This is a genomic window from Paenibacillus puerhi, assembly GCF_009846885.1.
Taxonomy (GTDB): Bacteria; Bacillota; Bacilli; order Paenibacillales; family NBRC-103111; genus Paenibacillus_G; species Paenibacillus_G puerhi.
In genome coordinates, this window is sequence record NZ_WUWM01000050.1 from 19,318 (window position 1) to 33,198 (window position 13,881).

At 46.3% G+C, this 13,881-nt stretch carries 10 protein-coding genes and 1 pseudogene; 10 read left to right on the forward strand and 1 reads right to left on the reverse strand.

Features of this window, described 5'->3' with window-relative positions:
• Window positions 1–37 precede the first annotated feature (37 nt).
• From GSF01_RS27945 to GSF01_RS30530, 6 genes and pseudogenes are all read left to right on the forward strand, one after another.
• A complete protein-coding gene (locus GSF01_RS27945; protein ID WP_159888545.1) occupies window positions 38–751 on the forward strand; it encodes a DNA alkylation repair protein in 714 nt (237 codons plus the stop codon).
• A gap of 29 nt (window positions 752–780) precedes the next feature.
• Window positions 781–1,701, forward strand: coding sequence for a sugar phosphate isomerase/epimerase family protein (locus GSF01_RS27950; protein WP_159888546.1), 921 nt, complete (start codon window positions 781–783; stop codon window positions 1,699–1,701).
• A gap of 172 nt (window positions 1,702–1,873) precedes the next feature.
• Entirely contained in the window at window positions 1,874–2,863 is a 990-nt protein-coding gene (locus GSF01_RS27955) for an aldo/keto reductase (protein WP_159888547.1), read from the forward strand.
• Window positions 2,864–2,881: 18 nt separating this feature from the next.
• A complete protein-coding gene (locus GSF01_RS27960; protein ID WP_159888548.1) occupies window positions 2,882–3,265 on the forward strand; it encodes a MerR family transcriptional regulator in 384 nt (127 codons plus the stop codon).
• Window positions 3,266–3,504: 239 nt separating this feature from the next.
• A pseudogene (locus GSF01_RS30525) lies at window positions 3,505–3,903 on the forward strand (flagellin N-terminal helical domain-containing protein); the annotation flags it as partial.
• A 1,101-nt stretch (window positions 3,904–5,004) separates the two neighbouring features.
• Complete coding sequence (locus GSF01_RS30530) at window positions 5,005–5,310, forward strand: flagellin (RefSeq protein ID WP_407945809.1); 306 nt, start codon at window positions 5,005–5,007, stop codon at window positions 5,308–5,310.
• Window positions 5,311–5,379: 69 nt separating this feature from the next.
• On the opposite strand, the gene GSF01_RS27970 is transcribed toward GSF01_RS30530, so the two are convergent.
• On the reverse strand, window positions 5,380–6,261 hold the full coding sequence (locus GSF01_RS27970) for an AraC family transcriptional regulator (protein ID WP_159888550.1): 882 nt from the start codon (window positions 6,259–6,261) through the stop codon (window positions 5,380–5,382).
• A 115-nt stretch (window positions 6,262–6,376) separates the two neighbouring features.
• Here GSF01_RS27970 and GSF01_RS27975 point away from each other — a divergent pair, with 115 nt between their 5' ends.
• From GSF01_RS27975 to GSF01_RS27990, 4 genes are all read left to right on the forward strand, one after another.
• The gene (locus GSF01_RS27975) at window positions 6,377–8,473 is read left to right on the forward strand and encodes a glycoside hydrolase family 31 protein (protein ID WP_159888551.1); all 2,097 of its coding nucleotides are present in this window, start codon (window positions 6,377–6,379) and stop codon (window positions 8,471–8,473) included.
• Between the two features lie 446 nt (window positions 8,474–8,919).
• A complete protein-coding gene (locus tag GSF01_RS27980) occupies window positions 8,920–9,483 on the forward strand; it encodes a dihydrofolate reductase family protein (protein ID WP_159888552.1) in 564 nt (187 codons plus the stop codon).
• 1,144 nt (window positions 9,484–10,627) lie between these two features.
• Entirely contained in the window at window positions 10,628–11,725 is a 1,098-nt protein-coding gene (locus GSF01_RS27985; protein WP_159888553.1) for a dsDNA nuclease domain-containing protein, read from the forward strand.
• Window positions 11,722–13,449, forward strand: a complete 1,728-nt coding sequence (locus GSF01_RS27990) for a P-loop NTPase family protein (RefSeq protein ID WP_159888554.1) — start codon at window positions 11,722–11,724, stop codon at window positions 13,447–13,449. Before GSF01_RS27985 ends, GSF01_RS27990 begins: the two co-directional genes overlap by 4 nt.
• Window positions 13,450–13,881: the final 432 nt, after the last annotated feature.

Consider the following 13,881-nt stretch of genomic DNA (forward strand, 5'->3'; position numbering starts at 1 on the left):
GGATTAAGAAATAATCCATAAACGAAGGAGCAGTCGGGTGGAAAAGTCGATTAGAGAGCAGCTCATGGAGCTGGCAGAAGAGGATTATAGAAAGTTTTCCGCTTCCTTGATCCCAAATATCAATCATGTGCTGGGAGTTCGTTTGCCGACCTTGCGCAAGCTGGCCCGAGGGATCGCGAAGGGCGATTGGCGCACTTACTTGCAGCGGGCGGACAGCGCAACTTTCGAAGAGATCATGCTGCAAGGCATGGTCATCGGTTATATCAAGGCGGACATTGAGGAGATCCTGAGCCTTGTCGCCGAGTTCGTCCCTCGTATCGATAATTGGTCCGTTTGCGACAGCTTCTGTGTCGGACTTACGATCACTAAGGCTCATAAGAGCCGGGTATGGGAGTTTCTGCAGCCGTATCTGGCCTCCGATCAGGAGTACGAGATTCGATTCGGAGTGGTGATGCTGCTGAATTTTTATGCCGAAGTCGAGCATGTCCATGAAGTCTTGCAGAGGCTCGACCGTATCAAGCACGAGGGATATTATGTTAAAATGGCGGTAGCCTGGGCACTGTCGGTTTGCTACGTGAATGTGCCCGGGCCTACGGCAGCGTATCTGCGGCATAACGAACTGGATGACTTTACCTACAATAAAGCTCTGCAGAAAATAACAGAGTCCTTCCGCGTGGATGCCGAAACGAAAGCATGGATTCGCAGCCTGAAGCGAAAGATCAAGCCTGTGAAGGGAAACGTTCGCGGGTAACATCCAACATGCATGGGAGTGTGTCGAACATGTCTTATTGGTCTGTCAGTACGTGGAGTCTGCATCGCTTGTTAGGTCCGCTGCGTTGGACGGTATGGGATGACGCTGCCCGTACTCATGTGACGCGGGTACAGGATCAGCCGCAAGTGCATACGCTGCTTGAGCTGCCTTCAGAAGCAGCCAGACGGGGGTACCAGGCACTGGAAGTGTGTCACTTTCATTTTCCTTCGACAGAAACGGCCTATCTGAAGGAGCTTAAGCAGTCCTTCGCAGCAGCCGGGATCCGGCTGGATACTTTGCTCCTGGATTATGGCAACTTAACCGATGCCGATCCGGCCCGCAGAGAAGCGGACCTCAGCTTGATCCGCAGCTGGATCAAGATCGCTTCCGAGTGCGGGGCGAGGCAGCTTCGGGTCATTGCCGGGGAAGCCGCGCCTTCCGATGAGGAGGCGATTCGCCTGTCCGCGGCCGCGTTGTCGGAGCTCTCTGTCTATGCTGCCCCGCTGGGCGTTCAGGTCATAACAGAGAACTTCAAGTCGCTCACCTCCACAGGGGCAAGCTGCCTGAAGCTGCTGGAGGAAGCGGGGCGTCCTCTTCCCCTGATTACGGATTTCGGCAACTTTGCCGGTCCGGCCAAATACGAAGAGCTCGCGATGACCGTCCCTCACAGCGTCTCGGTTCACGTTAAGCCCATCTACGATGAGCATGGCATCGCCGACGAGGCCGAGCTGAGGCTCTGCCTGGAGGCGGTGGACCAGTGCGGGTATGACGGGGCTTTCGTGCTGATCTATGACGGGCCGGGGGACATGTGGGAAGGACTCGAACGGGTCCGCCGGCTTGCGGAGCGTTTGTCTTCCCGCCTGCAGCACAGTAAGGTCTTAACGATAAGTCTACGAATGATCCAATATTGTGACGTACCGAACACGAGGAATGTCAACGAGCTTACCTAGCATATTTCCCCCTCCCTTCTGAGGTTGTAATTCCTTAACGATTCGCTCACTCTCCCACCCTTAACTGCAATAGCACTCTGCCCAGTACCAGCGTGCTTGACTTGGAGTTAACTCCAAGAGGTAGACTATACGGGAAGGAAACAATCCCTAGGCGAAAGTGAGGAATTATCAAATGGAATATGTGAAACTTGGACATACGGGCTTGGATGTATCCCGGCTTTGTCTTGGCTGTATGAGCTTTGGTGTAGCTGAGCGTTGGATCCATCCCTGGGTGCTTGATGAAGAGCGCAGCCGTCCCATCATAAAAAAAGCCCTAGAGCTGGGCATCAATTTTTTTGACACGGCGAACGTATATGCAGACGGAACAAGCGAGGAAATTGTCGGGCGGGCTCTAAAGGATTTTGCCAATCGAGACGAAATTGTCCTCGCAACGAAAGTTCATTTCCGTATGCATCAAGGTCCAAATGGTGCCGGACTTTCCCGAAAGGCAATCATGAGTGAAATCGATAAGAGCCTAAAGCGACTGGGAACCGATTATGTAGACCTTTATCAAATCCATCGCTGGGATTACGATACGCCCATCGAAGAGACGATGGAAGCCCTGCACGATGTAGTGAAGGCTGGGAAGGCAAGATACCTGGGTGCTTCGGCCATGTACGCATGGCAGTTCCTAAAGGCTCAGCATGTAGCGGAGAGCAGGGGATGGACCCGGTTCGTCTCGATGCAAAATCATTATAACCTTATCTATCGGGAGGAAGAGCGTGAGATGCTTCCGCTTTGCGAGGTAGAGAAGATCGGTGTGATTCCGTATAGCCCGCTCGCATCAGGAAGATTGACACGTGATTGGAGGGAAACCACGCATCGCTCGGAAACCGACCAAGTTCAGAAGTCTAAGTACGATGCAACGGCCGATACCGATCGATTGATTGTAGAGCGGGTTGCGGCCATCGCAGAACAACGCGGCGTTTCCCGCGCGCAAATTGCACTTGCCTGGGTGCTGCACAAACAATCCGTAACGGCTCCTATAATCGGCGCTACGAAAATAGCCAATCTAGAAGATGCGGTAGCGGCGCTCTCCATTACGTTGACACCTGAAGAAATGGCATCGCTGGAAGAGCCGTATGTTCCTCATCCGGTAGTAGGTCCCCTAGCGATGCGCTGACCGGAGGCTGATCTCTTTATGTTGATAGCAGAAGTAAGCGAAAAATTCAATCTAACACCGGATACACTCCGCTATTATGAGCGCATCGGACTTATTCCACGTGTGAACCGCAATAAAAGCGGAATCAGGGATTATACGGAACAAGACTGCAAGTGGGTTGAATTTATTAAATGCATGAGGGGGATAGGGCTTCCCGTCGAGATTTTGATTGAGTATGTTGAGCTTTATCAACAGGGTGATAGCACCCTCGATTCCAGAAAAGAACTCCTCATCGATCAGCGTAAGCAGCTCGCAGCAAGAATGGAAGAGATGCAGAAAGTGCTAGTACGCATGGATGGAAAAATTACAAGGTATGAACAGACCATTCTTGAAAAAGAAAAGGGTCTGAGTAGGGCAAAATAGCAGGCTGCGGCGAACGCCGGATGAAAATATAAGGACAAGGAAAAGGAAAAGGAAAAGGAAAAGGAAAAGGAGTCACTCTTGCTCGAAGGGCAAGCAGCGGCTTCTTTTCATTCGCAGCGGCAAACCCATGGAATGAATAACGCCGTAGAAGTCTACACACTCACGAAAGATCATGGACGATAATTGTGATCCTATGGTAAACTGGAAGGTAATTATCGTCTACAAAGAGGGTTGTCAACATGATAATATCGCATAATTTATCGGCAATACATACAAATAACGAGCTGCGAAAAAATGCTAAAGCCAGTTCGAAAAGCTTAGAGAAGCTTTCTTCGGGATTACGCATCAATAAAGCGTCCGATGATGCCGCAGGATTGTCCATATCCGAGAAAATGAGGGCGCAAATTAGAGGGTTGAATCAAGCGTCTAGAAATGTTCGGGACGGTATTTCACTCCTAGAGACAGCAGAGGGCGGCTTACAAGAGGTAACCGAACTTTTACAAAGACAAAGGGAACTGATCGTTCAGGGCTTGAACGGTACGTATACCGATGAAGACAGGCGGATGATTGACCAGGAACTCCAACAGCTTACCGCTGAAATAAACAGCCTTTCAGAGAGAACGGAGTTTAATACGATTAACTTGTTGGCCAGAGACGATTACGAGATACTGGCCGATCGTTCCAGCAGCGACACAGCTTTTTCTATTAGCGATCCACCGCCCGTTACCTCATCCTATAAAAGTGTAGTGTACAGACCGCAAGGAACGCCCGCAGAAGCGAGGCATTTGGTTAGCAGTTCCGATACATCGGTTACGACCGAGACTTACTCCAATACGAACAATCTTACACCTATCGTCTCGCCGGATGGAAGAGCGGGATACAGGGAAACGAATATTGACATACATACAACAACTAAGACAGACACAAATCATTCTGTATATGAAACGCTGACAGCTTCAAACGATCCACAGTATTCTACACCTGCCTACTGGTTCTCGGCTGGGATAAATAAAACAAGCTTCGGACCGAAGGATTTTGGCGATGTGTATGGTACCATGTTCGAAAATATCGAAGTTAATGGAAGTTCCAGACCCGTTGAATATACATCCCGAAGCAACTCGGGTACGGTTCCGGCTTGGGACCATATGTGGTTTCCGGGTACAAACTTATCCATTATGAGATATAGGACAGTACTGCCCGATAATTCCATGGAAATTAAATATGTCATCACGAATGGAGATACCTACGATACTAACTTTAAACTAAGTAATCTCGTTAACGCTCCTGCCAATTCAGTGGTTACGGATGCGGGGGGAAGTCCTTTGGCAACTGGCAGTATCCTAGTAAATCCGGCATCAGGAAGTTCATTTAACATGACGGGAACAGATGCTAACGCTGGCATTAAGTTTGACGATTCGCTAGGATTATTAGCGCCGGAAGAGCTTACCATAAGTAATCCGGCGGTAGGGCAGCCGCAAATTAATTTTGATTGGGAGCTCACTGTGCCGCAAGGCTCGAGTATGACGCTAGGTTTTCATTACGGCCCGTTTTCCTTAAATCTTGATGTGTTTGAACTGACACGCGAAACCGAAGTAACGAAGCATATGGAAACAACTGTGAAAACAGACATAAGGGACATAGACTATATCCCGCCCAAGCTTGACATTCAAGCAGGGGCTAACAGAGGTCAGACTATTTTTATCCCCCTGTTCCTTGTGAATTCGCAGGGTCTGGGCATGATGAACGTAGGGATCCTGCCGCCAGCCGTACCTGAGCAAGCATTAGCTCAAGTAGATCAAGCCTTAGCCAAAGTTACGAACTACAGAGGGATATATGGCGCTTTGCAGAACCGTATGGAACATACGTTGAACAACGTGGAGAATTCTGCTGAAAATCTAACGTCAGCCGAATCCCGTATTCGTGATGCAGACATGGCCAAGGAAATGATGGGTTTTACCATATCCGGCATCCTGACTCAAGCTGCTCAAGCGATGCTGGCCCAAGCCAATCAGAAACCTCAAGCCGTGCTGCAACTGCTCCAATGACTAGTAAAGAAGCCTGCCAATTGCGGCAGGTTTTTTTGTTCAGCTCTAGGCATAAGCGTCTAGCAAGCGCTAAAGCCTACCCTGTTTTTTGTACAACTCAAAATGACGCCGGTATTTGAGCGGCGTAGTCCCCACGACCCGCTTGAACAGCTGAATAAAATAAGTGGCCGTCGAAAAACCGACCTCGGCGCTGATCCGCTCAACCGGCAGAGTCGTCGTCTCCAGCAAACGGCAAGCCTGTCTGATCCGCCGGGCGGTGATGTAATCGGTAATGCTGTTGCCCGTCTCCCGCCGGAAGATGCGAGAGACATATGCTTTGGACAGGTGAATATCCTCGGCAAGCCGCTCCAGCGTGATCTCTTCCTTATAATGCTCCTCGATCCATTGCATGATGGATTCGGAATAACGAAGCGCGCGCTTCTCTGTAAAATCCGGCAGCCTGCCGTGCTGGTCCGTATACAAGCAGTTCAGAACCTGGAGCAGGAACACATGCATCTCCTCGTAATCCTCGCGGCTTGGAGAAGTTCTGGCTTGCTCGTACATAGCCCAGATCCATTCCATGATTTCCGTGCGGGAGCCGAGGTCGAATCCGTGATCCTCCATAGATCCATGACACAGCGATTGGAACAAAGCCCGGCGGCTCGGATAGGCGTCCAGATGCTTCCCTGCCATATGAGGGTCCAGGTAAAAAACGGACCGGATATAAGGATGCTCGGGGGACACGTCGGCGTACACCTGATGGAGCTGATAGGGTTGAAAGAAGAACAGCATCCCCCGCTGAATCGGGTACACCTTCTGATTGACGACCACGGTCCCCCGCCCTTCATGAACGAATAAAACCTCGCAGCACTGATGCCAGTGGTAGTAGCCTTTGAAGTTCTTCTCGATGCGGATGCGATAGTCCCAAGGCAGCATATGCTCGAAAGGTACGGGTTCGAATAACTGGGCCATGACTCCTCCGTGATGGACAATATTTTAACATTTTCTCATAACCCATTATAACTTTTATCGTCTCCAAAGCTATATAATCGACGAAGAAATCCTTATCAGATAGAGGAGGCTCATCATGGAGAAAATTGCTAACGGGGTTTGGCGCTGGCGCTTCGGGCAGCCCGAAGCCCATACGCCGGTAACGATGCGCGAGAAGACTCTACAGGCCGAAGCACTGGAGCGGTTAGGTTGTGAGGACCGCCCGCCCGTTTCGCAAGGCGATATTGAGGTGAAGGCAACGCCGAGAGGCCTGCAGCTTGAGCTCCCGCTCAAGGCGGAGGAGCATGTATACGGATTCGGCTTGCAGCTGCACCGGGTCGATCACACGGGCCGGAAAAAAGTGATACGGGTGAACAGCGATCCGGTTGCCGATACTGGCGACAGCCATGCGCCCGTTCCCTTTTATGTGACGACGGCCGGGTATGGAGTGCTAGTGGACACCTCCCGCTACGTGACGTTTTATTGCGGCACGAATCTGCGCAAGGGAGCATCGGAGCACAAGAAGCAGGAGGCCAAGAAGATCGGCACCTCCGAAATTGAGCTGTACGGCTATCAGGTGTCCGAAGGCGACAGGACCCTAGTGATCGATATTCCTGCAGCGCAGGGCATCGACTTGTATATCTTCGAAGGTCCCGGGATGAAGCAGGCGGTGCAGCGCTACAACTTGTTCTCCGGCGGCGGATGCCTGCCTCCGGCTTGGGGACTCGGCATGTGGTACCGCGCATATAGCGCGGCCAAGGTCGACGATGTGATGCGCCTGGCCGAAGGGTTCCGCAAGGATCGGATGCCGGTCGACGTATTCGGCTTCGAGCCGGGCTGGCAGACGAAGGCTTACTCCTGCTCGTTCGTCTGGGATGAAGGGCGTTTTCCCGATCACGAGGCGATGCTGGACAAGCTCTACGGGATGAGCTATCGGGTGAATCTGTGGGAGCATCTGTTTGTGCATCCGAGCTCGCCTATGTACCCGGACTTGAAGCCTTATTCGGGCAGTTATGAGGTGTGGGAAGGCCTCGTGCCGGACTTGGCTGTGAAGGAAGCCAAGGACATCTTCGCGAGTCATCACCGGTCGGAGTTCGTCGACAAAGGCATCGCAGGCTTCAAGCTGGACGAATGCGACAGCTCGGACTTCGTCCATTCCAATTGGTCGTTCCCCGATGTAACGGAATTTCCTTCCGGCATGGACGGCGAGCAGATGCATAACCAGCTAGGCATCCTGTATCAGGCAGCCATTGAGGCTCCATTCGAAGCGGCGGGCAGAAGGACGCTATCGCAGGTTCGCTCGTCGGGAGCGCTGGCGGCTCCTTATCCGTTTGTCCTCTACAGCGATCTGTACGATCACAAGGTGTTTATCCGCGGGGTCGTCAATTGCGGCTTCTCGGGTCTGCTCTGGTCGCCCGAGGTCAGGCAGGCGGACTCGTCAGAGGATTTGATACGCCGCATACAGACCGCTGTTTTCTCGCCGATGGCGCTGCTGAACTGCTGGCGGATTCCGAATCCGCCCTGGATGCAGGTGGAGCGCGAGAAAAACGTGCGCGGCGAATACATGGACGGCTATGAGAAGATTCGCGACATTTGCCGGGCCTTGTTCGAGGTGCGCATGTCGCTGATTCCCTACTTATATACCAGTTATGCGAAGTACAGGCTGGAGGGACTGCCGCCCTTCCGTGCGCTCGTTATGGATTATTCGGACGATCCACAGACGTTTGGCATCGATGATGCCTATATGATGGGGGACTCGCTGCTTGTGGCGCCGATGGTCAAGGGAGAGACAGAGCGCTCTGTCTATTTGCCCAAGGGGAATTGGCGCGACTTCTGGACTCATGAGCGATATGAGGGAGGCCAGTCGTACAGCTGCTCGCCCGGGCTTGAACGAATCCCTGTGTTTGTGAAGGACAACAGCCTGCTTCCGCTCGCGAAGCCTATGTCCTACGTAGGGGAATCCGGGGGCTTCGAGATTACAGTATGGGCTTACGGGGATGCCCCGGAGCCATGCGTCTTGTATGAAGATGACGGAGTGTCGTTCGATTACCGGGACGGGACGTACAATTGGGTCCGGCTCGCATGGCCGCAGGGAGACTCCGGTGAAGCGGTGCGAAACGGGACGTATACGGGCGATGCCGTTAACCGTATCGTAGGCTGGGAGAGGATAGCGCATGAGGAAGGGGCGGGATGAGCGTAATGGAACAAGGTTGTCTGAGGGTCAGCCGGGCTAGGAGCTGAACCATGTAGGGAACCGCTGCGCGGGGCCTAATCGTGCGTATGAAGGGCTGCGGGCCAACTGGCTGATCGTGCATATGAAGGGCTGCGGGTCAACTGGCTGGATCGGATGCAGATGGCCTTGATGAACAGGCTGGCCTTGGTCTTCGAGCTGAACTTGCCCGAATGCTTGCTCCTGAATACGGGAAAAGCTCTCCTCCCTTGAGGGAAGAGAGCTTTTCGTCGCTGAAAAATATAGTATTTTCTTAATGCTTAGATTAAGATTTGCCTCCTTCTTTTATTGATCTAACGGGAATGTGGTTTCCAATATGTGTTAATATAGTGGTGGATGTTTCTTTGTTCATATTCAAAGGGGCAGCCCTTGGTCTCGTTGGAAACTGAAAATTGGAGGGCCTTATTGAAATGGCTAAACTGATCTACGCTGCTAACATATCTTTGGACGGTTACATGGAGGACGAGCGCGGCAATATCGAGTGGACGATATCCGATGACGAGGAGTTTGCGTTTTGGACTGACTTCGAGCGGCCGATTGGCACCTACCTATACGGGCGTCGCATGTACGAGTCGATGGTGTACTGGGAGACTTCGAGCGCCAAACCCGGCGATCAACCGGAGGTAATGCGAGAATTCGCGCAGATCTGGCGAGCGGCTGAGAAGATCGTGTATTCCCGGACGATTCAGGCGGTTTCAAGCGTCAGGACTAGGATCGAACGCAAATTCGATCCTGATGCGATCCGGAGGCTGAAGGAGTCCTCAGGAGCCGACATTACGATTGGCGGCCCCGAGCTTGCTGGGCAGGCGATGAGCTCGGGACTGATCGACGAGTTTCATCTGCTTCTTAATCCGATCGTCTTGGGTGGAGGTAAGCGAGCATTGCCGGATAACCTCAGCATGCGGCTTGAGCTGCTCGGTGAGCGCCGCTTCCGAAGCGGCGTTGTTCATCTTCACTACCGCGTGATCGTCTGACCGCGACGCTAGAGTGAAATTCAGGAGATACGCTTTCGGGCTTACATAATCAAGTGAAATTACGGAAGCCGGAAGTTATGAGCGGCTTCTATTCTTAAACTAACGGGAGACGTTAGTGCCATCGAACAACCAGGACGGGGCTGCCGACAAGATCGGTGGCCCCGTTAAGCTATTGGGCAGTTATGCGCATTAAATGTTGCACTTTCTAAGTGCAGAGAATGGGGCATAGATCAGAATGAGGATGAGGCAGGGGCAATAGCTCAACTGGGAGTCCACCGTTGTCGGGAACACTACCCCAAATTTACGGGCAGAACTAAAATGAAAATTGTATACAGGGCTATAGTATAGCGGGAATACGCGACACTGGCAGTGTCGAATCCGCGGTTCGATTTCCGCGTAGCTCCACCAACATCTACAACAAACGGCAGAGATGTCGTTTTTTTTCCGTACTCGACACATGTTTGAGTGCCTAATATTGATGGTACGAAATGAGATGTGACAGTACTGCTCAGATGTATTGTTTATGTGAGTAAATGACTTGGCTCAGCTTGCATGGTATGTAAGAAATCATCGGTTAATACCCTTAGTCTCCACTATACTTAAATGAAAACGGCAGAGATGTCGTTTTTTTTATTTCCAACTAATGCCGAAATAAGAACGTCGCGAGTTTCTCCTAAACCCTGGATTTCTCTCAATTTCACGCCATTGATCAGTTGATGTACCTGCTCTTTTATGTTCGAGGACAAACTTGCAATGAAACCTAGTTGCAATCCTGAGGAGCTGTTCAGAAGTCGCATCTTCTACATACAGCCAAATCAAGCGGTGATTACATCCCACAGTTGTGTTGTCCATACTCATACCTTCAATCATAGGTTTTTTTAATGTTTGCTTCAGCGCTGAGACCAAGTAATCATAATATTTATTGATTGGCAAATCAGATACGTTGGTAGAGAAGATAGAAAATCTATTCTAAAGTAATATTTTTGTAATAAACAGCGTGTGGATGGGACTGAAGAAGAAAAATGCATAAAATAGAAGGGATTTGAAGAAAATTGGCGAAATATACCTAATACTATCACCCCTTTATGATGGAGGAAATGTCTAATGCAAATTTATATAAATAATTTGTGTAGAGGAAAAAACAATGATTAATCAAAGTAAAGCTGCTGTAAATGCTGGAGTTCATGGTTCAACGGGCACTGAATTTCAAAAACATTGTGCATTATACTTTTTGTTCGAAAAGTATAATGATTTAAAAGATAGAAAGTACTTTATTTGTATAGAACATCATGATGATTTTTTGTTTTGTTATCAAAATAATGATGAACTTATTTCTTCCATTGACTCTTATCAAGCAAAGAAGTCCTCAGAAAAGTGGGAAATGAGTGGCTTATATGAATTACTTAGAAAGATGACTGGAGTAGGATTATCACTGAATGCAGATAGTATGCCTAAAGTAAATAACTATACACATAATTTAGAGTTTATAACTAACAACTCTATACAATTAAGTAATGGTGTAAGGGGGAAAGGCAAGAATAAAAGTATAACAATTAACGAGAGCAATAGTAGGTTGAAATTTACTGATCTAGATACTGAGATTATAAATAAGATTGAAGCAGAATTAACAAAATTACTAGGTAAGGATTTAGAAGGTTTAAAGGAATTAAATAATGTTTCATTAGCCTATATTGATTTTCCAAAGAAAAGTGCTGGGCAAAAGGATTCATTAGTTGGACAGTTCAATAGAATATTTGGAGAAAAGGTCAGTGATCATAGAGCTGCTGTAGATGCTCTGTTGCTTCTATTTAGAGATGTAGAAAACACTTTAAACCAAGGCAATGTTGTGAAGTTAATGGATAAATCGAAACGTGTTAGTTCTGAAAGCATTAATGATGCTATTGATGTAATTACTACAAAAACGATGGCATTTGATTTGTGGCGAAATGAAGAAAAAGAAGTATGTAGAAATCTGGAAATTGCAATTCCAGATAAGAGTGAGTTTAAGCTGAATTTTATTAATAGCTTTGATAGATTTAAAGATTATCGACAAGTTGAACATAAAAAAATACTCTCCTTTGTTAAGGAGAATAGAAATATTATGTATCGCTTTACTGTGGAAACTGATTGTATTTTAGAATTATATCAAATGTTTCGAAAGAACATAAGTTCTCAATTGTCAGAGCTAAGTATAAAAGCAGCCATTTATGCTGCATATATAGAAGTAAGGGGACAATTATGAAAACAAAATTATTAATAAACAAACTATTTGCATATTCAGAAAGTAAAAACAAATATTTTTACACAGAGTTTGATCAAGGAATAAACATTATTTATGGAAAAAATACATCAGGAAAAAGCACAGTTTTTCAGATGCTATTATATACTTTGGGTATAAATGATAATAATGACCACTTAAAAGAAATTATTGAAGAAGGTGCTTTTTTAAGGATAGACTTTCAAGTAATTAACAATCGAGAAAGTGAAAAAGTTACTTTTGTTAGAGATGATGAAACCATATTCATTAAAAGGGTTGATAAACCTATTATGAGGTTTAATGGTATTAGAGCGAATCAGTCTGCCGAACATATTAAACTTAAAGAGTACCTCCATGAGTTATTTAATTTCTCACTTAAATTAGAGAATAAGGAGGGGTACAAAGCTGCTCCAATCGAAGCAATGTTTTTGCCTTATTATATACCACAGTCAGTAGGGTGGGTATACCTTAGAAAATCCTTTAGCAGTTTTGAGTATTATAAAAATCTTAAAGAAGACTATCTTGACTATTATTTAGGAATTGAATCGCTTGTTGATAGGGATAGGAAGCAGGAATTGGAAAGGAAATTAAAAAGTAAAGAAGATGAAATTAAATTTTATATAAATTTAGAAAAAAATAATGAAGAGCTCCAAATTACAAAACTAGTTGATGAAGAATTTGTTGAAGAGTCATTAGAATATATTAAGTTACACAGTGATAATCAGGTGCTTTTAAATGAAAATGAACAAGAATATATATCTAAATGTAATGAGCAGAGCTATTATAAAGAACGGTTATCTTTACTTCGTAAGGTATCAAGACATCACAAGAAACAAAACCCTTTAGAGGGAGCATGTCCTGCTTGTGATCAAGAACTTTCATTTAGTATTACTTCGTCATACAAGTATTTCCAAGAAGAGAATGACACTGAGGCAGAAATGGTAAAATGTAAAGAGATGATAAAGAAGCTGCAAGGGGAAATTAATTCTCTGGGAAAACTTATAAATGCTCGTAAAGAAAATAACTTAAAAACATATGGAATATTAAAAAGATATTTTAATCATAATATTTCTTTTGATAGTTGGTTGGATAATAAAGTAAATATACAGTTAATTCATGATATTAAATATAAACTTGGGGTATTAAGTACTGAAAAAATTACTATAGAGAATAGCCTCAAAGGGTTTAAAACAGAAGAAGAAGTTCAAAAATCCAGATTATCCAAAAGTAAAGAATTTGAGCGTATATTCCTATCTTATATTGATGATTTAGGTGTAAAGGCCTTAAAAGAAGATAGATATATATCATTATATAACATTTCAGCGTTTCCATCTCAAGGGGTTGAACTTCATAAAACAGTACTTGCATATAACTTTGCTTTAAATAAATTAATAGAGAAGACTGATGGTATACATCGTTTTCCCTTTATGCTCGATGCAATTTTTAAGGAAGATATAGAGCAATCAAATAAAAATGCTATTGTTGAGTTTATTGGGAAAAATAAACCTAACGATACTCAATTAATACTATCAATAGCAGAAACTAAAGAAAATGAAAAAAACATAAATGAATATAATAAGAAGTATTTTAATGGAAGGGCTAAATTGATCTGTATAGGAGAAGGGGTTAGAGAACGTGCTTTTTTAACTCACTATGATGGTAGCATGGAAAATTATTTGGATGAAACTCTGAATATTATTAATTCATAAAATGAATTTGGCTGGGATCAAAGATGGGATGGTAGTGGTCAAGCAGTTTAAGGATTTTATATCTGGGTAAAATAAACCCGCCCGCCTTCTGCGGGAAAAGGGCTACTTTTAAAAAAGAATCACAAAAAGCTCTGTACAACATTTGTCCTAAATGACTGAAAACAGTATGCTTCGTTATCCCTGTGCATCTGAAATATGGTGCGTTGTTGCACGTCAGAATTGATTTTTCGGTAGTGCACCACTGTGCAACAAAAACCACTTTTCAGTAAGTGTGCGGAATGACACTGTAATGCTTTTTACTTATGGTAAGCGTCTAACAAGAAGGTGTATTCCAACTCAGTCTAGATTTTGAGACAATTCCGTTAGAGTAGTCGTTGGAGTTTTTCGACTCTACTCGAAAAACTCTAATGGGAGTGTGTCCAATTGCAAACT

What these genes read in the sequence shown, in the direction of transcription:
- GSF01_RS27950 (WP_159888546.1), top strand. Translation starts at nt 781, where the DNA reads ATGTCTTATTGGTCTGTCAGTACGTGGAGTCTGCATCGCTTGTTAGGT.
- GSF01_RS27955 (WP_159888547.1), top strand. Translation starts at nt 1,874, where the DNA reads ATGGAATATGTGAAACTTGGACATACGGGCTTGGATGTATCCCGGCTT.
- GSF01_RS27960 (WP_159888548.1), top strand. Translation starts at nt 2,882, where the DNA reads ATGTTGATAGCAGAAGTAAGCGAAAAATTCAATCTAACACCGGATACA.
- GSF01_RS30530 (WP_407945809.1), top strand. Translation starts at nt 5,005, where the DNA reads ATGAACGTAGGGATCCTGCCGCCAGCCGTACCTGAGCAAGCATTAGCT.
- GSF01_RS27970 (WP_159888550.1), bottom strand. Translation starts at nt 6,261, where the DNA reads ATGGCCCAGTTATTCGAACCCGTACCTTTCGAGCATATGCTGCCTTGG.
- GSF01_RS27975 (WP_159888551.1), top strand. Translation starts at nt 6,377, where the DNA reads ATGGAGAAAATTGCTAACGGGGTTTGGCGCTGGCGCTTCGGGCAGCCC.
- GSF01_RS27980 (WP_159888552.1), top strand. Translation starts at nt 8,920, where the DNA reads ATGGCTAAACTGATCTACGCTGCTAACATATCTTTGGACGGTTACATG.
- GSF01_RS27985 (WP_159888553.1), top strand. Translation starts at nt 10,628, where the DNA reads ATGATTAATCAAAGTAAAGCTGCTGTAAATGCTGGAGTTCATGGTTCA.
- GSF01_RS27990 (WP_159888554.1), top strand. Translation starts at nt 11,722, where the DNA reads ATGAAAACAAAATTATTAATAAACAAACTATTTGCATATTCAGAAAGT.